Origin of the sequence: Microbacterium sp. NFH-22A-Y (genome assembly GCF_021401375.1) — a bacterium.
Classification (GTDB): domain Bacteria; phylum Actinomycetota; class Actinomycetes; order Actinomycetales; family Microbacteriaceae; genus Microbacterium; species Microbacterium hominis.
This window is the reverse complement of sequence record NZ_JACBGF010000002.1, coordinates 381374-404273: the sequence shown is the minus strand read 5'-3', so window position 1 is coordinate 404273 and position 22900 is coordinate 381374. Positions and strand designations below refer to the sequence as shown.

Annotated in this window: 21 protein-coding genes, 3 tRNA genes and 2 pseudogenes; 12 read left to right on the top strand and 14 right to left on the bottom strand. The window is 70.3% G+C overall.

The annotated features are described in order from the left end of the window. Nucleotides 1–66: 66 nt before the first annotated feature. From L0965_RS07790 to tilS, 11 genes are all read right to left on the bottom strand, one after another. Nucleotides 67–756, bottom strand: a complete 690-nt coding sequence (locus L0965_RS07790; protein ID WP_061781947.1) for a DUF2520 domain-containing protein — start codon at nt 754–756, stop codon at nt 67–69. Further along, nucleotides 753–2489, bottom strand: coding sequence for a PH domain-containing protein (locus L0965_RS07785; RefSeq protein ID WP_232783941.1), 1737 nt, complete (start codon nt 2487–2489; stop codon nt 753–755). Before L0965_RS07785 ends, L0965_RS07790 begins: the two co-directional genes overlap by 4 nt. After that, nucleotides 2486–2986: a PH domain-containing protein gene (locus L0965_RS07780; RefSeq protein ID WP_101307291.1), complete on the bottom strand. Its 501-nt coding sequence runs from the start codon at nt 2984–2986 to the stop codon at nt 2486–2488. The genes L0965_RS07785 and L0965_RS07780 overlap by 4 nt, the downstream gene beginning before the upstream one ends. Nucleotides 2987–3206: 220 nt before the next feature. Continuing rightward, on the bottom strand, nt 3207–3701 hold the full coding sequence (locus tag L0965_RS07775; protein ID WP_060960543.1) for a DUF3180 domain-containing protein: 495 nt from the start codon (nt 3699–3701) through the stop codon (nt 3207–3209). Next, the gene (folK, locus tag L0965_RS07770; protein WP_101306977.1) at nt 3698–4291 is read right to left on the bottom strand and encodes a 2-amino-4-hydroxy-6-hydroxymethyldihydropteridine diphosphokinase; all 594 of its coding nucleotides are present in this window, start codon (nt 4289–4291) and stop codon (nt 3698–3700) included. Before folK ends, L0965_RS07775 begins: the two co-directional genes overlap by 4 nt. Next, nucleotides 4288–4662 carry a dihydroneopterin aldolase gene (gene folB, locus L0965_RS07765; RefSeq protein ID WP_060960541.1) on the bottom strand — a complete coding sequence of 125 codons (375 nt, stop codon included), beginning with the start codon at nt 4660–4662 and terminating at the stop codon, nt 4288–4290. The genes folK and folB overlap by 4 nt, the downstream gene beginning before the upstream one ends. Continuing rightward, on the bottom strand, nt 4659–5486 hold the full coding sequence (gene folP, locus L0965_RS07760) for a dihydropteroate synthase (RefSeq protein ID WP_101306978.1): 828 nt from the start codon (nt 5484–5486) through the stop codon (nt 4659–4661). The genes folB and folP overlap by 4 nt, the downstream gene beginning before the upstream one ends. Then, nucleotides 5483–6073: a GTP cyclohydrolase I gene (folE, locus tag L0965_RS07755; protein ID WP_060960539.1), complete on the bottom strand. Its 591-nt coding sequence runs from the start codon at nt 6071–6073 to the stop codon at nt 5483–5485. Before folE ends, folP begins: the two co-directional genes overlap by 4 nt. Before the next feature lie 9 nt (nt 6074–6082). Continuing rightward, entirely contained in the window at nt 6083–8092 is a 2010-nt protein-coding gene (gene ftsH, locus L0965_RS07750) for an ATP-dependent zinc metalloprotease FtsH (protein WP_060960538.1), read from the bottom strand. 215 nt (nt 8093–8307) lie between these two features. Further along, on the bottom strand, nt 8308–8859 hold the full coding sequence (gene hpt / locus L0965_RS07745; RefSeq protein ID WP_060960537.1) for a hypoxanthine phosphoribosyltransferase: 552 nt from the start codon (nt 8857–8859) through the stop codon (nt 8308–8310). Between the two features lie 31 nt (nt 8860–8890). Beyond that, nucleotides 8891–9886, bottom strand: coding sequence for a tRNA lysidine(34) synthetase TilS (gene tilS / locus L0965_RS07740; protein ID WP_101306979.1), 996 nt, complete (start codon nt 9884–9886; stop codon nt 8891–8893). A 195-nt stretch (nt 9887–10081) separates the two neighbouring features. Here tilS and L0965_RS07735 point away from each other — a divergent pair, with 195 nt between their 5' ends. Then, nucleotides 10082–10615 carry an inorganic diphosphatase gene (locus L0965_RS07735; protein WP_060960536.1) on the top strand — a complete coding sequence of 178 codons (534 nt, stop codon included), beginning with the start codon at nt 10082–10084 and terminating at the stop codon, nt 10613–10615. Nucleotides 10616–10684: 69 nt separating this feature from the next. Here L0965_RS07735 and L0965_RS07730 read toward each other — a convergent pair whose 3' ends face one another. Further along, nucleotides 10685–12091 (bottom strand): peptidoglycan DD-metalloendopeptidase family protein, encoded by a 1407-nt coding sequence (locus L0965_RS07730; RefSeq protein WP_101306980.1) that lies wholly within the window; start codon nt 12089–12091, stop codon nt 10685–10687. A 284-nt stretch (nt 12092–12375) separates the two neighbouring features. Here L0965_RS07730 and L0965_RS07725 point away from each other — a divergent pair. The 5 genes and pseudogenes from L0965_RS07725 (at nt 12376) to L0965_RS07705 (ending at nt 14608) form a co-directional block, all read left to right on the top strand. Continuing rightward, nucleotides 12376–12448, top strand: a tRNA-Glu gene (locus tag L0965_RS07725). 27 nt (nt 12449–12475) lie between these two features. Further along, nucleotides 12476–12549, top strand: a tRNA-Asp gene (locus tag L0965_RS07720). An 82-nt stretch (nt 12550–12631) separates the two neighbouring features. Continuing rightward, nucleotides 12632–12704 (top strand) — tRNA-Phe (locus L0965_RS07715). 139 nt (nt 12705–12843) lie between these two features. Then, nucleotides 12844–13330, top strand: a pseudogene (locus tag L0965_RS07710) (integrase core domain-containing protein); the annotation flags it as partial. A 102-nt stretch (nt 13331–13432) separates the two neighbouring features. Then, the gene (locus L0965_RS07705; RefSeq protein WP_198553644.1) at nt 13433–14608 is read left to right on the top strand and encodes an ATP-binding protein; all 1176 of its coding nucleotides are present in this window, start codon (nt 13433–13435) and stop codon (nt 14606–14608) included. Nucleotides 14609–14892: 284 nt separating this feature from the next. Here the strand turns inward: L0965_RS07705 and L0965_RS07700 are convergent, their stop codons facing one another. Further along, nucleotides 14893–15213, bottom strand: a complete 321-nt coding sequence (locus L0965_RS07700) for a GNAT family N-acetyltransferase (protein WP_101306982.1) — start codon at nt 15211–15213, stop codon at nt 14893–14895. A 130-nt stretch (nt 15214–15343) separates the two neighbouring features. Between L0965_RS07700 and L0965_RS07695 the strand changes: the two genes are divergently transcribed. Beyond that, nucleotides 15344–15553, top strand: coding sequence for a chemotaxis protein CheY (locus tag L0965_RS07695; RefSeq protein WP_101306983.1), 210 nt, complete (start codon nt 15344–15346; stop codon nt 15551–15553). Between the two features lie 28 nt (nt 15554–15581). Here the strand turns inward: L0965_RS07695 and L0965_RS07690 are convergent. After that, nucleotides 15582–16414 (bottom strand): annotated as a pseudogene (locus L0965_RS07690) (right-handed parallel beta-helix repeat-containing protein); the annotation flags it as partial. A 48-nt stretch (nt 16415–16462) separates the two neighbouring features. Here L0965_RS07690 and L0965_RS07685 point away from each other — a divergent pair. The 5 genes from L0965_RS07685 to L0965_RS07665 all read left to right on the top strand — a co-directional run bounded on the left by L0965_RS07685 (nt 16463) and on the right by L0965_RS07665 (nt 22899). Next, nucleotides 16463–17890: a carboxylesterase/lipase family protein gene (locus L0965_RS07685; protein WP_101306985.1), complete on the top strand. Its 1428-nt coding sequence runs from the start codon at nt 16463–16465 to the stop codon at nt 17888–17890. A 314-nt stretch (nt 17891–18204) separates the two neighbouring features. Next, nucleotides 18205–19731: a sugar transferase gene (locus tag L0965_RS07680; RefSeq protein WP_101306986.1), complete on the top strand. Its 1527-nt coding sequence runs from the start codon at nt 18205–18207 to the stop codon at nt 19729–19731. Further along, nucleotides 19731–20882: a DUF1972 domain-containing protein gene (locus L0965_RS07675; protein ID WP_101306987.1), complete on the top strand. Its 1152-nt coding sequence runs from the start codon at nt 19731–19733 to the stop codon at nt 20880–20882. The genes L0965_RS07680 and L0965_RS07675 overlap by 1 nt, the downstream gene beginning before the upstream one ends. Next, nucleotides 20879–22003, top strand: coding sequence for a Gfo/Idh/MocA family protein (locus L0965_RS07670; RefSeq protein ID WP_060960525.1), 1125 nt, complete (start codon nt 20879–20881; stop codon nt 22001–22003). The genes L0965_RS07675 and L0965_RS07670 overlap by 4 nt, the downstream gene beginning before the upstream one ends. After that, nucleotides 22000–22899 carry a hypothetical protein gene (locus L0965_RS07665; RefSeq protein ID WP_198553645.1) on the top strand — a complete coding sequence of 300 codons (900 nt, stop codon included), beginning with the start codon at nt 22000–22002 and terminating at the stop codon, nt 22897–22899. Before L0965_RS07670 ends, L0965_RS07665 begins: the two co-directional genes overlap by 4 nt. The last annotated feature ends 1 nt before the right edge of the window (nt 22900 follow it).

Here is a 22900-nt window from a genome sequence, read left to right as displayed (position 1 = left end):
TTCCAGTCTACCGAGAGCGCACTCCTCATCCCCCGGGGGCCGCGGCTCCGGGAAGACCCGGCCGCGTCAGACGTCGATGACCGGCGAACCGTCCTGGAGGGCACGGTCGACCGCCGAGTGGACGAGCATCGACAGGTACCGCCCGGGCTCCTCGATGCCCGCCGTCCGCAGCAGCGACGTCGCCTGCCGCACGACGGATGCCGAGAACTCGGTCGCCGTCGCGATGGCCTCGCCGTATGCCGCCCGGTCCGCTTCGGCGACGACGACGGGCTCGCATCCGAGCTCCACGGCGAGGGCCTGCGCGATCGGCAGCACGGCGGCCGGCGCGGTGACCGCCGCGAACGCGTCGTGCAGCAGCCGCAGGTCCATCGAGGTGCCGGTGAAGGTGACCGCCGGGTGCACGGCGAGCGGGATGGCGCCCCGGCGCGCGGCGGGAGCGAGCACGTCGGTGCCCCACACCGGGTCGGTGTGCAGGACGAGCTGGCCGATCTGCCAGCGCTCGAGCTCGGCGAGCCCCGACACGAGACCGGGAAGCTCGTCGTGCGGCACCGCCAGCACGACCAGCTCGCTGCGGCGCACGATCTCGTCGGGATCCAGCACGGGAACGCCGGGGAGCACCGCTTCGACGCGGTCGCGGTCCGACCCCGCCGTGATCCCGACGAGCGCATGGCCGGCTCCGGCCAGCGCCGCACCGATGACCGGTCCGACCTTCCCTGCGCCGATGATCCCGACACCCAGCCTGCTCGCGCCTGTCACGCGTTCTCCCTCCGTTCCTCGCCCGCCGGTCCGACCGCCGCGGCGGCGCTGACGGGCAGGTCGCGCGCACCGGCACCCGCGTCGGCATCGCCCGCACCGGCATCCTCGGCCCCGCCGGCAGCGCCCGCTCCGGCATCCCCCACTCCAGCATCACCCGCTGCGCCGTCACCCGGCTCGGCATCCCTCGGCGGCTCGGCGTCCCATCGATGGGAGCGGTCGGTGGCGGCGGCGGCGATGACGGCCGCCGCGATCCGCTGCCACAGCCCGTAGGCGTCATCGCGGTCGATGATGCCCACCGCTCCGGCGACCTGTCCGGCGACCGTGTGTCCGGTCAGGTTCGCGACGCGGCGGGCACGGTCGAGCGGACCCTGCGAGATGCCCACCGACTGCAGGCGCGCCAGCGGGAGGATGATCAGCGAGCGCCAGATCATGCCGCGGCGCAGCAGCAGCGCATCGGGCGTCAGCAGCACGCCGTTGCGCCGCCACGAGAGCGGCCGCAGCCACCAGGCGCGCCGCGGGGTCGTGACGTACGGATCGCCGGCGTGCGGGCCGAGGAGGCCGTGGACCACCAGTTCCTGCCACTGTGCGGCCGAGATGCCGGGAAGGAACAGGCGCAGCACCCGTTCGACGTCATCACGGGTGCCGACGGGCAGCACGTCGGCGAACTGCTGGGACTGGGCATCGTTCGCGGAACGACCCGAGAGTCGATTGACCCGGATGGCCCACCACCCGAAACCGCGCCACAGCAGCGGCTGACGGATCTCGAACGCGTGCACCCGACCCGGCGGCAGCGTCTCGGTGATCGTCGTGAACAGCCCGAACGTGATCCGCACCCCCGAGGGCGTGGGGGCGATCGAGTATCGCAGCGCGCGCGTGATCGTACGGAACCAGTACGCCCCGAAACCGAGGATCGCGGGCACCAGCGTGAACAGCACCCACGGCGTGCCCACGATGGCCCCCACCACGATCGCGGCCGCGAGCAGCAGCAGCCAGAGGGTCGATCCCGACAGCAGCCGGGAGGCGATGAGGCGTCCGGGCGGGATGTGCACGACGGATGCCGGTTCGGCGACGGGCTGCTCGGCGCCGTCGATCAGCCCGGTCAGTCCGGCGCTGACGGCCGCCACGGCGGCGCGGCCGCGACCTGCCGGGCCCCCGGCATCCGCGGCGCGTGCGAGCTGGCGACCCGACGCGAGGCGCAGGATGTCCGCCCGCACCGCCTCGGCGTTGGCGGTCGAGAGGTACTCGAGCTTGACGTTCGCGTCGAGGCCGGCGCCGACGACTTCGAGCTTCGCGGCACCGAGCAGGCGTGCGACCATCGGGCGCGTCAGGTTGACCCCCTGCACCCGGTCGAGGGGCGCCCGCCGGTGTGTGCGGAAGAGGATGCCGCTGCGCACCTCGACGTCGTCACCGGTGATACGGAAGGTGTGGAAGCGCCACGACAGCCAGAACCCGCCCAGCAGCAGCAGGAGCACCCCGAGCACGGCGAGCAGCGCGAGGAGGACGAGGTTGTTGCTGACGACGTAGTCCACCGGGTCGGCCTCGTAGCGTTCCCAGTCCTCGAGACCCGGGACCAGCCACCCGATGATGCGATCGCGGAGGTTGGTGATGACGATGCCGAGCACCACGAGGAGGAAGAGCCCTCCGCGCAGGACGGGCGTGAGCGGATGCAGCCGGTGCCACTCGCCGTCGCTGAGGGGCGAGCGCACGTCGGCGACGGCGGCGGGATCGGTCACAGGCCGGTCCGCCTCGTCTCGGCCACCGCGATCAGGGTGTCGCGCAGGCGCTCGGCGGCGGGCTGCGCGAGCCCGGGGATCGTGACGCCGGTGGTCGCGGCAGCGGTGACGAGCTTGAGCTGGGCGATGCCGAACACGCGGTCCAGGGGCCCGTGGGTGATGTCGACGAGCTGCATGCGTCCGTAGGGGACCGCGACGAGACGCTGCCAGAGGATGCCGCGGCGGAAGACCAGGTCGTCCTCGCGGAGCTGATAGCCGTAGGCGCGGGCCTGGCGCGGCAGGATCACGAGCGTCCAGACCGTCACGACGACGACGATCGCCGCCGGGATCCAGACCCACGTCAGACGCAGGACGAGCGCACCCACCAGCGCCGCGGCGAGGACGAGCACGAGGAACGTGATCGTCGAGATCAGCCGGACCCAGACGTAGTTGCGCGAGAGCTGGTGCCACGTGCCGTCGCCGAGCGGCAGCCGGTTCGCGCTGCGCGGCTCGAGGATGCGCTCGTACGTCCCCTCGTCGAGCGCCTCACCCGCACCCCCGGTCGTTGAGCGAGCGAAGCGAGTCGAAACGCCCTGAGCCTCGCCCTCACCCCCGGTCGTTGAGCGAGCGGAGCGAGTCGAAACGCCCTGAGCCTCGCCCGCGCCCCCGGTCGTTGAGCGAGCGAAGCGAGTCGAAACGCCCTCACCCACGCCCGCGCCCTCACCCGCCGAAGGACCGTCAGTCGTGGTGGGAGAGACCGAAGCCGGGTTCGGGAGGTCCGGGGTGCTCGTCATCGTCGTCCTTCCGGATGGTGCAGAGGTGTTCGGCCACGAGGCCCGCCGCAACGAGCACGAGGCCTCCGACGATCGAGGCGATCACCGCTCCCGTCGAGCCTAACGAGGGCGCGACGGGACGGGTGAGCAGGAAGGCGAGCAGGCCGCCGGCGACCCCGGCGACCGCGGCTCCGACGAGCGTGGACGCCTTGGCGAGCATCGCGATGCGCACGGCGCGGAACGGGTCGACGGGTGTCGGGTTCGCCCCCGAGATCGCCCGCCGGATCGGCAGGGCGAACAGCACGAGCGCGATGCCCAGCAGCACGAGCAGGATCGGCAGCAGGAACGACGGCGTGAAGGTCGGGCGCCCCGTCGCGGTGAGCACCTGGTCGATGGCGAAGCCGAGGAACACGCCGATCGCGACCGCGGCGACGATCGTCCCCGCTCCCGTCCGCTTCACGCCGCACCGCCGTCCGCCGGCGCGGCTCCCGCATCGGGCCCGGATGCCGGCGCCTCCTCCAGACGCGCGAGAAGCTCATCCACCCGCCCGGCGCCCGGGAGCACGGCATCCGGGTCGACGTGCAGCCACGGCGCGAGCACGAACGTCCGCTCCGCCGCCCGCGGGTGGGGCAGGGTCAGCGCGGGGTCGGCGGAGCGCACGTCGCCGTAGGCGATGAGGTCGAGGTCGAGGGTGCGGCTCTGCCACCGCAGGTCGTCGACGCGCCGCGGGGGCCTCCCATGCGCCTCCTCGATGGCGTGGAGGTAGCCGAGCAGCACCGAGGGCGCGAGGCGCGTCGTGACGAGGGCGACGGCGTTGAGGTAGGCCGGGGCCTCGGCATCCGGTCCGTCGAGGGTCAACGCGACGGTCTCGATCGGGGCCGAGGCCACGATCCGGGTGGTCAGCGGCAGGCGGGCGAGATCCTCGAGGGCGGCGGTCATGGTCGCCTCGCGGTCGCCGAGGTTGGTGCCGATCGCGACGACGGCGACGGTCTCGTTGTGATCCCGGGGCGAGGACTCGTCGTGATAGCCCTGCGCGAGGCGGCGGTTCATGCGGACGCTCCTTCACGGACGCGGCGGATGGAGACGCTCACATCGTCGAACGGCACCGCGATGGGCGCCTGCGGTTTGTGGATCGTGACCTCGACGGCATCCACGCGGGCGTAGCCGAGCGCGCGGTCGGCCACGCGCTGCGCGACGGTCTCGAGGAGGTCGGCGGGATCGCCCGCGAGGACGGCGGCGACCTGGTCGGCGAGCTCGCCGTAGTGCACCGTGTCGGCGACGTCGTCGCTGCGTGCGGCGTCGGCGAGCGAGAGCTCCAGCACGACGTCCGCGATGAAGACCTGTCCCTCACGGCGCTCGTGCTCGTAGACCCCGTGGTAGCCCGTCGCGCGGACTCCGGTCAGCGTGATGCGGTCGCTCATGCGTGTCCTCCGTCGCTCTCGCCGTTCCAGTTCGTCCAGACCGCGAGCGCATCGCGCGTGGCCGCCGCGTCGTGCACCCGCACGGCCCACGCGCCGCTCTGCGCCGCCAGCACGCTGGTGACCGCGGTCGCGAGGTCGCGCCGTTCGGCCGACACGTCCTCCTCGGGAGTGAGGGCGGCCAGCGCTTCGGCGAGGAACCGCTTCCGACTCGTGCCGACGAGCACCCGCGGACCGATCGCGACGACCCGCTCCAGTGCCCGCAGCGCCTCCCAGTTCTGCGCACCGCGCTTGCCGAAGCCGATGCCGGGATCGAGGATCACCCGGTCGGGAGAGATCCCCGCCGCGACGGCCGCGGCGAGGCGCACCTCGAGCTCCGCGATGAGGTCGCGGCCGAGGTCGTCGTACCCCGCGTGGGCGTACATGTCGGCGGAGGGCCCGCGCCAGTGCTGCAGGACGACGTCGACGCCGGATGCCGCGACCGCGCTCAGCATGTCGGGATCGCTGAGACCGCCCGAGACGTCGTTGACGATGCGGGCACCGCGCTCGACGGCGGCGAGCGCGGTCGATGCGTTCATCGTGTCGATGCTGACCGTCGCGCCGTCCGCGACGAGAGCAGCGATCACCGGAAGCACGCGCGCCCGCTCCTCGGCGGGATCCACCCGTTCCGCGCCCGGCCGGGTCGACTCCCCGCCGACGTCGAGGAGGTCGGCGCCGGCCGCGCGCAGGGCCCGGCCGTGCGCGACGGCGGCGTCGGCGGACAGGAAGCGCCCGCCGTCGCTGAAGGAGTCGGGCGTCACATTGACGATGCCCATGATCGCCGTCATGTCGGCGTCCCGGTCACGAGCATCATGATCTCGGCACGGGCCGCCGGGTCGGCGAGGGCGCCGCGCGCGGCGATCGTGACCGTGGCGGCATCCGGCTGGCGGCCGCCGCGCATCGTGACGCACTCGTGGTGGGCACCGAGCACGACCAGCACCCCGCGGGCATCGAGCGCCGCCGCGATCGTGTCGGCGATCTGCTCGCCCAGTCGCTCCTGCACCTGCGGCCGCGCGGCGAGCACCTCCACGACCCGGGGCAGCGCCCCGAGCCCGACGACCTGCTCGCCCGGGAGATACGCGATGTGCGCGCGCCCGGCGAACGGCAGCAGGTGGTGCTCGCAGACCGAGCGGAAACGGATGTCGCGCAGCAGCACCGCCCCCGACGGCAGCGTGTCGGGTGCGGGACCCCGCGACACGCTGATGGTGTGGGCCAGCGGAGCGCCGGCATCCTCGCCGACGCCGGCGAAGAAGTCGGCGTAGGCCTCGGCGACGCGCTGAGGGGTCGCCTTCAGCCCCGGGCGATCGGGGTCTTCCCCGATCGCGACGAGGATGTCGCGCACGGCGGCGGCGACGCGGTCTCGATCGACGGCCACGTCACGAGCCTAGGCGGTGGCGGGGCGCGCCTGCCCGCTCGGGCGACGCTGCGCCGCCGTGTGCGCGGCCGGCTGGTCCTCGGCGACGGATGCCGCGGCCAGCCCGGTCTCGTCCTGCCGGCGCGGCACGTCCACCGGCGGCAGCATCGAGACGGGACGGTCGTCGCTGGACAGCCACTGCGGGCGCGGCGGCAGCTTCCTGACGTCGGTGAAGATCTCGGCGAGCTCGAGGTGGTCGAGCGTCTCCTTCTCCAGCAGGGCGAGGGCCAGCTTGTCGAGGATGTCGCGGTTCGCGTTGATCACCTCGTACGCCTCGTTGTGCGCCTGCTCGATGAGCTCGCGCACCTGCTGGTCGACGCGCTCGGCGATGCGCTCGGAGAAGTCGCGTCCGTGACCCATGTCGCGCCCCATGAACACCTCACCCGAGGACGAGCCCAGCTTGACCGGGCCGACGTCGGTGGTCATGCCGTACTCGGTGACCATCTTGCGAGCGATGCCCGTCGCCTTCTCGATGTCGTTGCTGGCGCCGGTGGTCGGGTCGTGGAAGACGATCTCCTCCGCGACGCGGCCGCCCATCGCGTACGTCAGCTGGTCCTGCAGCTCGTTGCGGGTGACGGAGTACTTGTCCTCGAGCGGAAGCACCATCGTGTAGCCGAGGGCCTTGCCGCGCGGAAGGATGGTGACCTTCGTGACCGGGTCGGTGTTGTTCATCGCGGCGGCGGCGAGGGCGTGACCGCCCTCGTGGTACGCCGTGATGAGCTTCTCCTTGTCCTTCATGATGCGCGTGCGGCGCTGCGGACCGGCGATGACGCGGTCGATCGCCTCGTCGAGGGCTCGCATGTCGATGAGCTGCGCGTTGGAGCGCGCCGTCAGCAGGGCGGCCTCGTTGAGCACGTTCGCGAGGTCGGCACCGGTGAAGCCGGGCGTCTTGCGGGCGATGACGGCGAGGTCGACCGACGGCGACAGCGGCTTGCCGCGGCCGTGCACCTCGAGGATGCGCTGACGGCCCTTGAGGTCGGGGGCGTCGACGCCGATCTGGCGGTCGAAGCGGCCCGGACGCAGCAGGGCCGGGTCAAGGATGTCGGGACGGTTGGTCGCCGCGATCACGAGCACGGACGCCTTGGGGTCGAACCCGTCCATCTCGACGAGCATCTGGTTGAGCGTCTGCTCGCGCTCGTCGTGACCGCCGCCCATGCCGGCGCCGCGGTGACGGCCGACGGCGTCGATCTCGTCGATGAAGATGATCGCGGGGGCGTTCTCCTTGGCCTGGTTGAACAGGTCGCGAACGCGGCTCGCACCCACGCCGACGAACATCTCCACGAAGTCGGAGCCCGAGATGGAGTAGAACGGCACGCCCGCCTCGCCGGCGACGGCGCGCGCGAGCAGGGTCTTTCCGGTTCCGGGAGGGCCGTACAGCAGCACGCCCTTCGGGATGCGGGCGCCGACCGCCTGGAACTTCGCGGGATCCTTCAGGAAGTCCTTGATCTCCTGCATCTCCTCGATGGCCTCGTCGGCACCGGCGACGTCGGCGAAGGTGACCGTCGGGGTCTCCTTCGTCACGAGTTTCGCGCGGGACTTGCCGAACTGCATCACCTTGCTGTTGCCGCCCTGGGCAGCGGAGAAGAAGAACCAGAAGAGCAGACCCAGCAGCAGGATCGGGATCAGCAGCGACAGGAGGCTCTCGAAGAAGGTCGTGCGCGGCACGACGTCGTTGTAGCCGTCCTTCGGGGTCGCGGCATCCACCGCCGAGACGACCTCGTTCGCGCGCGCGCCCACGTAGTAGAACTGCACCTGCGTGGCGCCCTCGAACGGTGCGGACAGGGTCATGTCGACCCGCTGGTCGCCGTCGGTGTTCGTCACCTGGGTGACCGTGCCGCCCTTCAGGAGCGTCAGGCCCTCCTGCGTCGTGATCTGCTTGGCGCCGGTGAGCGTCGAGATCAGCGACATGCCGATCAGCAGCAGGGCGCCGATGAGCAACACGTAGACGAACGGGTTGCGGCTGAGCTTCTTGAAGTCCATGATCCGCTCAGGCTACCGCGCACCGACTATGGGGCGTCTGTGCATTCGCCACAGGCGAACCGGGAGGGACCCGGGCTCCGTCTGCGTTTCGACTCCTCGCTGCGCTCGTCGCTCAACGACCGGGACTTTCCCCCCGGTCGTTGAGCGAGCGCAGCGAGTCGAAACGCCCACCCCACCCCGGTCGTTGAGCGAGCGCAGCGAGTCGAAACGCCGCGTCAGCTGTAGACGTGCGGCGCGAGCACCGCGACGTCGCGCAGGTTGCGGAACCGCTCGTCGTAGTCCAGGCCGTAGCCGACCACGAACTCGGTGGGGATGTCGAAGCCGACGTAACGGCAGTCGATCTCGACCTTGGCCGCTTCGGGCTTGCGCAGCAGGGCGAGGATCTCGATCGAGGCGGCGCCGCGCGAGGCGAAGTTCTCCAGCAGCCAGCTCAGGGTGAGGCCCGAGTCGATGATGTCCTCGACGATCAGCACGTGCTTGCCGGTGAGGTCGGTGTCGAGGTCTTTGCGGATCTGGACGACACCGCTGGACTTCGTGCCCGCACCGTACGACGAGACGGCCATCCAGTCTATGACGATGTCGCGGCGGAGCTTGCGGGAGAAGTCCGCCATCACCATGACGGCACCCTTGAGCACCCCCACGAGGAGCAGCTCCTTGCCCTCGTAGTCGGCCTCGACGCGCTGGGCGAGCTCACCGAGCTTCTCGTGGATCTGTTCCTCGGTCACGAGGATGGTGGACAGCTGGTCAGCGATGTCGGCTGCGCGCATTCCTCGATTTTAGGCCCGTCGGCGGGCGTTCTCAGTCCGCGACGAACTCCAGCCGGCTGCCACTGCGCCGGGCACGGCATCCGGGGAGGTCGATCGGCCCCTGACCGTGCCAGTCGGTGACGAGCCGCGCGACCTCGAGCGTCTGGGCCCGGGTGAGGCTCGCCCCGAACTCGCTCGCGACGACGTGCCGGATGATGCGGTGACGCAGGGCCGGCGGGTTGGCGGCGAGCGCGGGAACCGAGACCGCGATGCCGGCCTCGGCGTGTTCGACGATGTCCTCGATCGTCTCGTCGATCATGTCGGCGAAGGCCGCGGCATCCTCGCGGAGCTGGTCGCTCGTGCGGGCGAGGGCTTCCGCCACGCCGGGGCCGAGCTCGGCCTCGAGCACGGGCATGACGTCCTGGCGCACGCGCACGCGCAGGAACCGGCGGTCGAGGTTGTGCGGGTCCTCCCACGGCGGCAGCCCCGCCGCGGCGCAGGCCGCGCGGGTGGTGGCGCGGCGCACCTCGAGCAGGGGACGCAGGATGCGGATGCCGTCCTCGACCCGGTCGGGCGACATCGCGCCGAGACTCGCGGCGCCGGAGCCGCGGGCGAGGCCGATGAGCACGGTCTCGGCCTGGTCGTCGAGAGTGTGGGCGAGCATGATCGCCTCGGCCCCGGCCTCCCTCGCGGCGGCGAGCAGGGCCGCGCGGCGGGCGTCGCGGGCGGCGGCCTCGGGCCCGCCGTCGGTGCCGACCTCGACCCGGACGACCCGCGCGGTGAGACCTCGCTCCTCCGCGACGGCCGCCGCACGCGCGGCGACGCGGTCGGACCCGGGCTGCAGGCCGTGGTCGATGACCGCAGCGGATGCCGCGATGTTCGCTTTCGGCGCCTCGAACGCGACGGCGTCGGCGAGTGCGAGCGAGTCGGCGCCGCCCGAGAGCCCCACGAGCACCGGCCCCGTCACGGTCGCGAGGGCGGTGCGCACGGCACGACGGATCTCGGCGACGGCGGGATCGAGGCTGGGGCGATGGTCCACGGCATCCACGGTAGCGAGTTGCCACCCGCACAACTCCGCCTCAATGGGGGTAGGGGCCTCCGACCGGACCGATACGGGCGGCTGAGGCGGAGTTGTGAAGGTGACGGCTGCGCAACCGGCGCGCGGTGGCCCCCGGACTAGGCTGGATGCCGGCATCCACCAGACCCTCCGAACATCCACCAGATCCTCCGAAGGAGCACCAGTATGGGCGCATACGACGCCGTCATCGAGATTCCGCGCGGCAGCCGCGTGAAGTACGAGGTCGACCACGGAACGGGTCGGGTGTTCCTCGACCGCGTGCTGTTCACGCCGATGGGCTACCCCGCCAACTACGGCTTCTTCGAGGACACCCTCGGCGAGGACGGCGACCCGCTCGACGTACTGCTGCTGCTCGACCGCGACCTGTACCCGGGTGTCATGGCGAAGGTCCGCCCCGTCGCGGTGCTGAAGATGCTCGACGAGGCCGGCGGTGACGACAAGGTCGTCGCCGTGCTCGCGAAGGACCCGCGCTGGAACCACATCCAGGACGTCGACGACCTCGACGAGTGGACCAAGGGCGAGATCGGCCACTTCTTCGAGCACTACAAGGACCTCGAGCCCGACAAGTGGGTCAAGGTCGACCAGTGGGCCGGCGCCGAAGAGGCCGAGCGCCTGGTGTCCGAGGCCTTCCAGCGCTTCCAGGACGAGGGCGCCCAGACGGCCACGCAGGGCGAGGGCCACGCCCCGAAGACCATCTGAGCCCCGTCTCACACGCAGAAGAGCGGATGCCGATCGGCATCCGCTCTTCTGCGTGTTCGGCGCGAGCCGTCAGTAGACGTTGATGCCGTGGTCGAGGAGGACGGGCGCGGGGTCGATCCGCACGCCCTGCCAGTAGACCTCGAAGTGCAGGTGGCAGCCGGTGGAGGCTCCGGTGTTGCCGACGTAGGCGATGACATCGCCGGCGTTGACCCACTGGCCGTAGCTGACGCTGTAGCCGCCGTTGACGATGTGCGCGTAGCCGGTGACGATGCCGCCGCCGTTGTCGATCTTGATGTAGTTGCCCCAGTCGCCGGTGTACTGGGCCCAGACCACCGTTCCGGAGGCCGCCGCGTAGATCGGCGACCAGCAGGAGGTGGCGAAGTCGATACCGCGGTGTCCGCCGCTGGTGCACGAGCCGTTGCCACACACCGAGCCGCGGTTTCCGAACCACGAGCTGATGTAGCCGGATGCCGGGCGCACCCAGCCTCCGGTGCCGGCCGATCCACCGCTGCCGCTGCTTCCGCCGCTGCTGCTTCCGCCGCCGCCACCACCGCCACCGGCGTTCGCCGCGGCTTCGGCCTCGGCCTGCCGCCGACGCTCTTCGGCGAGGGCGGCCTGACGGGCCTCCTCGGCCTTGCGCGCGGCCTCGACGCCGGCCTGGTAGTCGGCGACGGTCTTCGCGGTCTGGTCCTGGAGTGCCGCGAGCTGCGCCTGGAGCGTGCCGAGGTTCTTGTCCTGCTCGGCGAGGGCGGCCTGCGCCGCGGCGGCGGCATCCTGGGCCGCCTGCATCTTCTGCTCGGCTTCCTTCTGCAGACGATCGCGCTCGTCGCGCGCCACCTTCGCCTTGTCGCTCAGGCTCTGGGCGTTGTTGCGGGCGCTCACCGCGTCGGCGTAGACGCCGCGGTTGGCCTCGACGAGGCGGTCCATCGTGCCGAGCTTGGTGAGCAGGTCGTCGGCGCTGGCGGCGGAGCCGGAGAAGAAGAGCTCCATCGACGGGTCGTCGCCGCCGGAGCGGTACTGCTGCGCCGCGAGGCGTCCGAGCTTCTTGGCGGTCTCGGTGGCTCGGGCCGATTCGGCGTCCGCCTGCGTCTGGAGCGCATTCGCGTTGTCGGCGGCGGTCTCGAACGCGATCTGCGCCGCGACGTACTCGTTCGCGAGGCGTTCGGCTTCGGCCTGCTTCGCGGCGACGTCGGCCTGCAGTGCGGCGATGAGGTCCTGGATGCGGGAGACCTCGGCCGCCTTCGCGGCTTCGTTGTTCTTGGCGTTCTGGACGTCATCCCAGGAGGGGTAGTCGGCGGCGAACGCCGACGGGCTGAACCGCAGTCCGAGAGCGCTCACGGCGCCGAGGCTGAGAACGCCCAGGCCCGCCAGTCCGAGCGCCGTGCGGCGGCTCAGGGGGCCCCGGAGGGTCGTCAGTTCCTTCGCGGTCGGCGCGCACCCGCAGTCCTCCGCCGAAGCGGCCTTCTCGGTCTTCACCTCGAACCTCCGTCATTCACGCGCGTCGACCCCCGCCATCCTGCGATGGCAACACACGTCACACTAACAACATTCGTCACATTCGCCCAAGGGTTTCTTCGACGCCCCGAGGGGAGCGAATCCGGCCGCGACCAGCGGCGACGTGCCTGCGCGCGACGGATGCGGATGCCGCCATCCTCCCCCGCGGAGGGGGCGCGCCGCGGCATCCCACGCCCTCGATTTCCGATTTGGGGAGGGATCTCGTATGCTTGAGCGTCGGTAAGAATGAGCCCTCGGGTTCGCTCGGCCCCATCGTTTAGCGGCCTAGGACGCCGCCCTTTCACGGCGGTAGCACGGGTTCGAATCCCGTTGGGGTCACTCTCCGACACACAACTGAATACGTATGGCCCTGTAGCGCAGTTGGTTAGCGTGCCGCCCTGTCACGGCGGAGGTCGCGGGTTCAAGTCCCGTCAGGGTCGCTCCGAGCGACGGGCCCTTTTCTTTCGAGATCGAGGGCCCTTCGCGTAGGACGCGGCAGGTTCTGTACAGCGCGTGCCGCGCGGCTCTGTAGCTCAGTTGGTAGAGCGCACGACTGAAAATCGTGAGGTCACGGGATCGACGCCCGTCGGAGCCACACGGACCGTCGTTACAACGGTCCCAGAAACCCTCGCCTAGCTTCTACATGGCGGGGGTTTTGCTTTGGGCTGGTGAGGGCGTCTTCGTAGCCGCTCTGCTCTGTGCGCCTCCGGCTTGATGAGCGAGAGCCCGGGGCAATGCTCGGCCTGCAGGCCGGGAACCGCAACAACAAGAAGCGGGGATTGGGCCACGCGTTCCTGCACCACTCCGTGGACGACTGCACCCGGCTCGCCCACTCAGAACAGCTCGGCTACGCACGCAAGGAGACCGCGGCAGCGTTCTGGGAGCGCGCCCGCGCGTTCTTCACCGAGCACGGCATCACCGTGACGGGCGTGATGACCGACAAAGGCTCCTGCTACCGATCCCACGTACTCACCGACGCGCTCGGCACGACCGCAACGCACCGCCGCACCCGCCCTACCGGCCGCAGACCAACGGGTAGGTCAAGCGCTTCAACCGCACCTCCCGACCGAATGGGCGTACGCCGCGACCTATCCGTCAGACGCCGCCCGCGCAGCGACCTACGACGCCTGGCTCCATCACTACAATCACCATCGGCCCCACACCGGCCTCGCAGGCTCAACCCCTGCCGAACGCGTTCACAACCTCACGGGGACCAGCTAGCCCCCCCCCCCCCCCCCCCCCCCCCCCCGTTTTGTCTGCAGCGAACGATACCCTCGGTGCATGCAGGGGATAGTTCGTCACACGCTTCGCAATCTGAACAGCATGGACGCAGTCGACGACGTCATCGCGGCCTCCAAGGCATGGGTCGACGGCGACACCGTGATCCTCGATTTCCAACGCTTGCACACAACCTGGCCGGACACGACTGTTAGCTTGGCTGCGGCTCTCGACTACCTGCGCACCCATCGCCGTATGAAGTTCATACCCGATCATCTCCACTTCAACCAGTCAAAGACCTGGCTACACGCACCTCGTGCTATCTCCGAGCTATCGAAGAACGATTACCCGACCAATGTTGTCTGGCGTTATGACAGCGAGCGCGAGGCACAACTGCTGGCGGACGCCTTCATGAAGAGCCTCACCGATCTGGTTGTTTGCGAATCAGGCGTGATCGACACCCTGAATTGGTGCATCTACGAAGTACTGGACAACGTCTTTCAGCACAGCCATGCCGATCGCGGCTTCGTGATGATGCAGGTTCACACCCGCAACCGCACCTGCGTATTGGGCGTCACAGACACGGGCCGCGGAATCCACCGCGCCATGGTCGATGCGGCTCACGGCAGTTCGGTCGACCCGACGCGAGTCCGAACTGCTGACAGTGCTATCGCACACGCGCTAGAACAGGGGGTGACTAGCAAGGGCAAAGATAACCAAGGCAACGGTCTCCACGGCCTTCGAAGAGCGGTCGAGATCAACGGCGGCCAGCTATCCGTGCGGTCCGGTCGCGGCTCCTGGCGATATCGCGACGCGGCTGTCACGACTGCGATCGATGTTCGTCGACCGCTACTGGACGCGAACTCAAGCCATTCGACGACCGTGGATTGGCGTCTGGATTGCGCAAAGGCCGTCAGCATCAACGAGGCACTTGGCCGCCCAGAGATTGAGAGCGCTGTCCTCGAAGCGATTACGACAGCAGAAGACTACTATCGCATCGACGCGACTGAGCTTGAGGCGCTCGTCGGTTCACGTCAGCATGGTTCCGAGGTTCGAACCCGAATCCGGAACTATGTCACGGCCGGCGCGGGTCAGGTTGTTCTCGACCTTCGCGGCATCCCCTTGGTGTCCTCCAGCTTCGCCGACGAGGTAATGGGAAAGCTCGCTCTCGAGATGGGCGAGTTGGAGTTCAGGCGCACGATATTCGTCGACGGCGCTTCGCCTGTCAACCGCGGGTTGATTGAACGAGCCATTGAGCTGCGTCTTCAGTCGGGCACCTGAGCCGGGGAGATTGCTTCCCGGGCCGATCCTAGGCCGAAAAGCTGGCTGACGTCATCCATGACCAGCCGCCACCGCTCAGCACGACTTCCGCGGAATCACGCGGCGAACGAGCGCCCGTGAGCAGCAGCGAACCCGGCGCATGCAACTGAAAACCGTAAGGTCACGGGATCGACGCACGTCGGTGCCACGGGGACATTCGTTACAACGGTCCCAGAAACCCTCGCCTAGCTTCTACATGGCGGGGGTTTTGCTTTGCCCTGGTGAGGGCCGTTTTCCACTTGAGCTCACGGGTCGAGGTCGCGAATGGAGACGCGCTTCGCGTAGAGCAGGCGGTCCCGAGGCGGCTCCTCGCCGTCCAGACCCTCGCCGGGGCCGACCCACGCGAACCCGACGATGTCTTCACCGACCTCGGCCACACGGATGACCATGCCATCCCGCCGCTCCGCCAGCACCTGACGCCACATCCGGTGCCGCCTGTCGACGTACTCCGCCGAGAAGTAGCCGTCGGGCAGCAGATGCGCGTAGGCCTCCTTCCACGTGGCGACGTGGAGCTCGGCGACGGCCGCCGCATCCGCGGGCTGGGGCTCTCGGATCACGAACGCCATGCACCGATCGTGTCACGAGCGATCACTCCGATCGGCCCGCGGCGAGGGCCCGCCGGCGCGGGTGCGTGCCCCCTCCGAGACGGGCGGCGCCCGACTGATATCCTTCTTACCCCCACCCGGAAAGTGCCCCATGGCCGAACGCGTCGCCGAGCGGGTGGCCCGTCTCATGGCGGAGCACCCCGACATCATGGTCCGCTTCACCTCGGCTGTCACCGCTGACAGCTACCTGTTCAGTATGAGCCGCAGCATCCCGGTGATCTTCATGAACCCCGTCCACGAACCGCTGGTCGAGAGCCTGCGCGCTGCGCAGCAGAATCGAGACAACGCGGCGACCGCCTGACGCCTCGGGCGTCGCCGGGGCCTCCCGGCTACGCACCGACCTCGGGTGTGGGCCGCACGGCGTTCGCGGCGGGGTCGACGACGAGCTGGGCCGTCGTTCCCGCGTCGAGCACGGTGTTGCGCACCGAGCCCGGCTCGACGAGGACCGTGATGACGGCGAGATCCTGCGCGGTGCGCGCCGACAGCAGCGCGTCGACCTGTGCCGCGACGCAGTCGTCGCCCACGTCGGCGCCCCGATCGCGCGCGACCACGTGCGTGCTCGCGACGTAGTTGTCGGTCCCGGAGACGATCTGGATGATCACGGGCTTCGCGCCGACGGGACGGACGTCGCCCGCCGCGATGACCGTCGAGAAGTGGTTGGCGATGAGCGAGTTGCCGTCGCCCTCGACGCGCAGCAGACCGTACTCGTCGTCGCGGCCGGCACCGGCACCGAGGAAGGGCGTCCAGGGCTCCTGGTCGCGGAGGAAGTGGTTCGCGGCGACCAGGTTCTCCGCACTCGCCCCGTCGAGCACGACCATGCCGGGAGCGAACGCGTGGAGGCGGTTGCCCGTCACGTTCGACCGCGTGACGCCCCGCAGGTGCACGCTGCTGGCTCCGCGCGGGAAGACGTTGTTGGCCGAGACGAGCAGACCGCCGTGAAGTTGTCGTGGATCGAGAGCGCATCGGCGTGGTGGATGACCAGCGCGTGCTCGAGGTAGACGAAGCCCATGCCGTTGATGCGCACGGAGTCGTTGGCGGTGGCGGCGTAGATGCCCGTCTTGCCGTTGACGTAGGTGTTCTCGGGATGCCGCTCCGACCCGTCGGGCTCGAAGTGCAGGCCATCGATGCAGAATCCCGCGAACTCGATCGAGCTCAGCCGCGGCCGACATCCCGCCGACGGTCCGCCGACGGGGGCGAATAGGGTGAGGCCATGGAGCAGCCCGTCGCCCCCGAGGTCACGACATCCACCGGCACCGTTCGCGGCAGCCGGACCGACGGGATCGGCCGCTTCCTCGGCATCCCGTACGCGGCGGCGCCCGTGGGCGGACGCCGCTTCCGCGCGCCCGCCCCGCCGGCGGCCTGGTCGGGCGTGCGCGACGCGACGCGGTTCGGCGCGACGGCGCCGCAGGGGCCCTACGCAGGCGCGATCGGCGCGCTCCTCAGCTGCCCGGTGATCGAGGGCGACGACATCCTCACCGCCAACGTGTGGACCCCGGCGGATGCCGCGGCATCCGCCGCCCCCGTCGTCCTCTGGATCCATGGCGGCGCCCTCGAGCGCGGGGCCGCGGCCGAGCCCACCTACGACGGGACCGGCTTCGCCCGCGACGGGATCGTGTTCGTGTCGGTCAACTATCGCCTCGGCGTCGAGGGGTTCAGCGTGCTCGACGGGGCGCCGACGAACCTCGGACTGCTCGACGTGGCACGGGCGCTAGAGTGGGTGCACGCCGAGATCGGCGCCTTCGGCGGCGACCCCGCTCGCATCACGCTGATGGGAGAGTCCGCCGGTGGGGCGCTGGTGGCCGCACTCCTGTCGCGCCCGGCATCGCGCGCCCTGGTCGCCGGCGCGATCATCCAGTCCGGGCCGCTCGACGCGGCACCCCTGCAGAAGGCGCGCCGCGCGTCGGATGCGATCGCGCGCCGCCTCGGCATCCCGGCGACGCGCGAGGCGTTCGCGGCGCGGACGACGGCCGAGCTCCTGCGGGCGCGATCGCAGATCGCCGCCGGCTCGTCCCCGTTGCGAGGCGCACCCGGCTTCACGCTCGCGCTCGACCCGGAGACCCTTCCCGCATCGCCCGTCGACGCGCTGCCCAGCCTCGGGATACCGCTCCTGATCGGCACCAACACCGACGAGTACCGCCTCTGGCTGACGCCCGACGCCATCGCCGACATCGGCGGCGTGAAGTCGTGGCTCGCCCGACGCGCCCTGCGCACCCCCGAACGCGCCGCCCGGGCCGTGCGGGCCGCGATGCCCGACGCGAGCGCCGGCGAGGTCCTCGGGCAGCTGCTCACCGACCGCCTCCTGCGCGGCCCCGCGACCCGCGTCGCACGGGCGCGGACCGCCCCGACCTACGTCTACGAGTTCGCCTGGGAGAGCCCGGTGCGAGACCTCCGCGCCGCGCACGCGTTGGAACTCGGCTTCGTCTTCGACACCCTGACGACCGATCAGGCCGTGAGACTGGCGGGCGACGACGCACCCGCCGACCTCGCCCGCGACATGCACCGCGCGTGGGTGGCGTTCATCACGACGGGTGATCCCGGCTGGCCGGCTTTCGGCGCCGATCGGACGACGAAGGTGTGGGATGCCGCGTCGCGCGTGACCCCTCAGCGCCGCGCGGCCGTCGTCGACGCACTGGGGTAGGGCGCTTCGACTCGGCGCTGCGCGCCGCGCTCGACGACCGGGAGGTGGGCGGGAGGGCGCGGGCGGCGAGCGCGTCTGAACACCGGGAGAACGGGATCTGTCCACAGTCCGACGATTGACGGTGGCGCTCCGCACGATCGGCGGGGTAGAGTCGCTCCCGACGCACGCGTGACAGCCGGGGGGCTGGTCCGCAGGAGACGGGGGTCTTCGCGTCGTCTTACTGGGGATGGGGCGGATCACGATTCGCCCGTCGGTTTGCTGGGGGGCAAAATGCCGACTTTGCTGTTGCGTTCCGTCGTGGCGGTGGTCACGCGATGACCGCGATCCACGACGCCGCGAGCATCGCGCGAACGGGCTTCGCCGCACCGTTCACGACGATCACCTCGCGGGCATCGGCGACCGCCGGCCCGTCACGGGCGCTGGAGCGGCGTCACTCGTGGGAACGCCGCTACCGGTGGATCCTGCGCACGAGCGACGCCGCCGCGGTCGTGATCACCTGCGCGATCGCGACGGTCGTGTCGACAGGGGTCGCCGGCGGTCCGCTCGCCGCCGGCGACCCCGGCCTCGTCGGTCAGATCGCCCTCGTGACCGCGGCCGTGTGGCTGCTGATGCTGTCGCTGTTCGCCACGCGCGATGTGAAGCTGATCGGCTCAGGCGCCGCCGAGTACACCCGGCTGGTGCACGCGACCGGATTCGCGTTCGGGCTGCTGGCGATGCTCGACGTCGCCCTCGACGTCGACGGCATCCGCTCTCAACTGTTCGTCGCGCTCCCGCTGGGCGTCAGCGTCCTGCTCGTGGAGCGCTGGCTGTGGCGCCGCTGGCTGATCCGCCGCCGCGCGACGGGGGCCTACACCTCGCGCGCCATGGTGGTCGGCGACCGCGCCGACGTCGAGTACGTCATCCGCACGATCGCCGACCCCGGGCTGGGCTATCAGGTCGTCGGGGCCTCGCTGCGCGGCGACGAGCTCGACAGTCTCCGCGTCGACGACGCCACCTACCCGGTCCTGCGCACACACACCGTCGCGGAGGCGGCCGCCGCCCTCGACGCCGACACGATCATCGTCGCCAGCGGCGGTGATCGCGATCCCGACGACATCAAGCACCTCGCCTGGCAGTTGGAGAACACGGCGGCCGAGCTCGTCATCTCGAGCCGCCTGTCCGACGTCGCCGGACCCCGCATGTCGCTGCGCCCGATCGAGGGCCTGCCGCTCATCCACGTCGAGATCGCCTCGTTCGCCGGTCGCGCCTATCTCGCCAAGCGCGCGCTCGACATCGTCGTGTCCGCCACGGCCCTTCTGCTCTTCGCACCGGTCGCGGCGGTCATCGCCCTCGCGATCCGGCTCGACTCGCCCGGTCCGCTGCTCTTTCCCCAGGCACGGGTCGGACGGGACGGTCACGAGTTCCGGATGATCAAATTCCGCTCGATGACCGTGGATGCCGAGGAGCGGCGCGCCGCGCTGCTCGCGGCGAACGAGGGCGCGGGCCCGCTGTTCAAGATGCACGACGACCCTCGTGTCACCCGCGTGGGCCGGATCCTGCGGAAGTACTCGCTCGACGAGGTTCCCCAGTTCTGGAACGTGCTGGTCGGCGACATGAGCGTCGTGGGTCCGCGCCCTCCCCTCCCGAGCGAAGTCGCGACGTACGACGACGACGTCCTCCGCCGGCTCTACATCAAGCCGGGTATCACCGGCCCCTGGCAGGTGGGCGGACGCAGCGACCTGAGCTGGGAGGAGAGCGTGCGCCTCGACCTGCGCTACGTCGAGAACTGGACCGTGATGACCGACCTGGTGCTCATGTGGCGGACGGTGCGCGTCATGCTCCGCCCGGACGGGGCCTACTGATGACGCGCCGCACCGTCCGCATCCTCGGCACCCACGGGGTGCCGGCCGCCTACGGCGGGTTCGAGACCGCCGCCGAACACGTGGGGCTGTACCTGCGCGACCACGGGTGGGACGTCGTCGTCTACTGCCAGGTCGACGGGGAGGGCGAGATCGCCTCCGACCGGTGGAACGGCATCGAACGCATCCTCATCCCCGAGCCGCGCGACGGCTGGAAGGGCACCTCGCACTTCGACCTCGTGTCCATCCGCCACGCGACGCAGCACCACCGCGACGGCGACGTCTGGCTGACGTTCGGCTACAACACGGGCGTCCTCGACGTCATGCCGCGCCTTCGCGGCATCCCGAACGTGATCAACATGGACGGCATGGAGTGGACCCGCCGCCGGTGGGGCCTCGCGAAGCAGGGCATCCTGCTGGCCAACGAACGCCTCGCGGGTCTCGTGGGCGACGTCCTGATCGGCGACCACCCCGTCATCTCGGCCTATCTCGGACGCCACTTCGGCCGCCGCCGGGTCGAGACCATCACCTACGGCGCCCCTTCGGTGACGTCGGCACCGGTCGCGCCGGTGCGCGACCTGCACCTCGAGCCCGACGCCTACGGCATCGTGGTCTGCCGTCCCATTCCCGAGAACTCCGTCCTCGAGATCGTCACCGCGTGGTCGGCGCGACGCCGCGGGATGCCGCTGGTCGTGGTGGGCCCGTACACCGACACCGATCCGTATCACGTCGCCGTCCGCGCGGCGGCATCCGACGAGGTGCGCTTCCCCGGGGCGATCTTCGACAGCGGGCGCCTGCAGGCGCTGCGCTTCCACAGCGCGCTCTACCTGCACGGGCACACCGTCGGGGGCACGAACCCGTCCCTGGTCGAGGCGATGGGCGCCGGCAACGCCGTCGTGGCCCACGACAACAGGTACAACACGTGGGTCGCGGGCCCCGGGAACGCCTATTTCCGAGGTGCGGACGATCTCGGCGACCTGCTCGACGACCTGCTCGCCGACCCGCGACGCCGACGTCGCATGGGCGAGGCGAGCCGCGCGCGCCATCGCGAGGAGTTCACCTGGGACCACATCGGTGCCCAGTACGAGCAGTCGCTGCTCACGGCGCTCGCGCGCCACGGTCATGTCACTCGACGAACGGAGGTGCTGGTGTGATCGATGTCGCTGTCGTGGGCCTCGGCAAAATGGGGCTGTCTCACCTGTCCATGATCAAGGCGCACCCGGAGGTGAACCTCGTCGGCGTGTGCGACGCGACGGGGTACCTCCTCGACGTCCTCGCCAAGTACACGGGGGTGGCGACCTTCAAGGATCTCGGCAAGATGCTCGACACGGCACAGCCCGACGCGATCATCGTGGCCACTCCCACCCACCTGCACGCGGGGATGATCCGCGAGGCGATCCGCCGCGGCATCCATGTGTTCTGCGAGAAGCCGCTCGTGATCGACCCCGACGAGGGCGCGGAGCTGACCGCCCTCGCCGAGGCGCGCGGGATCGTCACCCAGGTCGGGTACCACAACCGCTTCGTCGGGGCGTTCCGCGAGGTGCAGCGACTGCTGGAGCTCGGTGCGATCGGCACGGTGGAGACCGCGCTCGCGGAGGCGTACGGGCCGGTGGTGCTCAAACCCTCGGGTCACACGTGGCGCAGTCAACGGGCCACGGGCGGAGGATGCCTGTACGACTACGCCGCCCACCCGCTGAACCTGCTGACCTGGTATCTCGGCGAGCCGGAGTCCGTCAGCGGAAGCCAGCTCACCAGCATCTTCTCCGCCCAGATCGACGACGCCGTCGCCGCGACCCTCCACTACCCGCAGGGGACGGCGCAGATCATCGCGAACTGGTCCGACGAGTCGCAGCGCAAGATGACGACGAAGGTGACCCTCTGGGGCGAGCACGGGCGCATCTACGCCGACCGGCAGGAGATCCAGGTCTACCTGCGCGACACGGCCGAGATCCCCGAGGGCTATCGCGCAGGCTGGAACGTCCGCTACACGACCGACCTCACCGCCGCGCCCTGGTTCTACCTGCGCGGCGAGGAGTACAGCGCGCAGCTCGACGCCTTCGTGTGGCGCGTGCGTGCGCACGCCGTGCACGGTCAGAACGACTTCGGCTCGGCCGCCGCCACCGATCGCGTCATCGCCATGATCAGCGAAGACGCGACCCGCGTCGACGCGAGGCTGACGACCCCCGGACACGTCGCCACCATCACACCCCTGCCCGCTCGACGCGGCAACCCGTTCGGAACGGCGCTGCGTGCGCTGCGAGGAGGAGCACGATGACTCTCATCACACCGTCGTCCACCCGGACCATGGATCGCCTGCTGTTCGGCGACAACCAGTTCTTCGGGGTGAACCACATGTCGGAGGAGAAGGCGCGCGCCCAGCAGATGCGCTTCCAGGACACCGACGCGATCATGTCGGTGCTGGATGCCGCGTACGACGAGGGCGTCCACACGTTCATGTGCACCACCCACGACCGCATCGGGGAGATCGCCGAGCGCGTGCGGACCCATCCCGACCGCTACGAGGGCATGAGCTTCTTCCCGTGCATGCCGTACGCGCACAAGTACGCGAACGCGATCACCGACGACGGCTTCCTCGGGGCCGTGCGGCGGTTCCTGCCGGAGGAGGGTCTGCTCGACAGCATCGCCCGCGGCGCGTCCTCGTTCGCCCGCAAGGACATCGAGGGCGTGGCGACGCTGCTCATCGACGCCGAGCTGAAGATGTTCGCGGGACTGTCCACCCCGGTGATCTGGCTGCAGAACGTGATCGTCGACCTGTTGTCGGGGCTCGGCTTCACGGACGCGTTCCGGATCTTCGCCGACCACGTCCGCACGCGCTACGGCGCCGAGCCGGGCTTCATCACGATGAACCTGCCGCGGGTGCTCGACGATCTCGACCGCGCCGGGGTGGAGAACCCGATCGTCTGCTCCAACATCAACAAGCTCGGCTTCCGCATGTCGGGCGGGGTGGAGAGCTATCTCGACGCGATGGAGCGACGGCCCTTCCGCGCCGTGGCGATGTCGGTCTTCGCGAGCGGGGCGATCTCTCCGCGCGAAGCCATCGAGTGGGTGACCGCGCTGCCCAACCTCGAGGCGATCGTGTTCGGCGCCTCCAGCCGCGCGAACATCGCGTCGACGGTGAGCCTCGTCGACGAGTACTGGCCCGAGCGCTGAC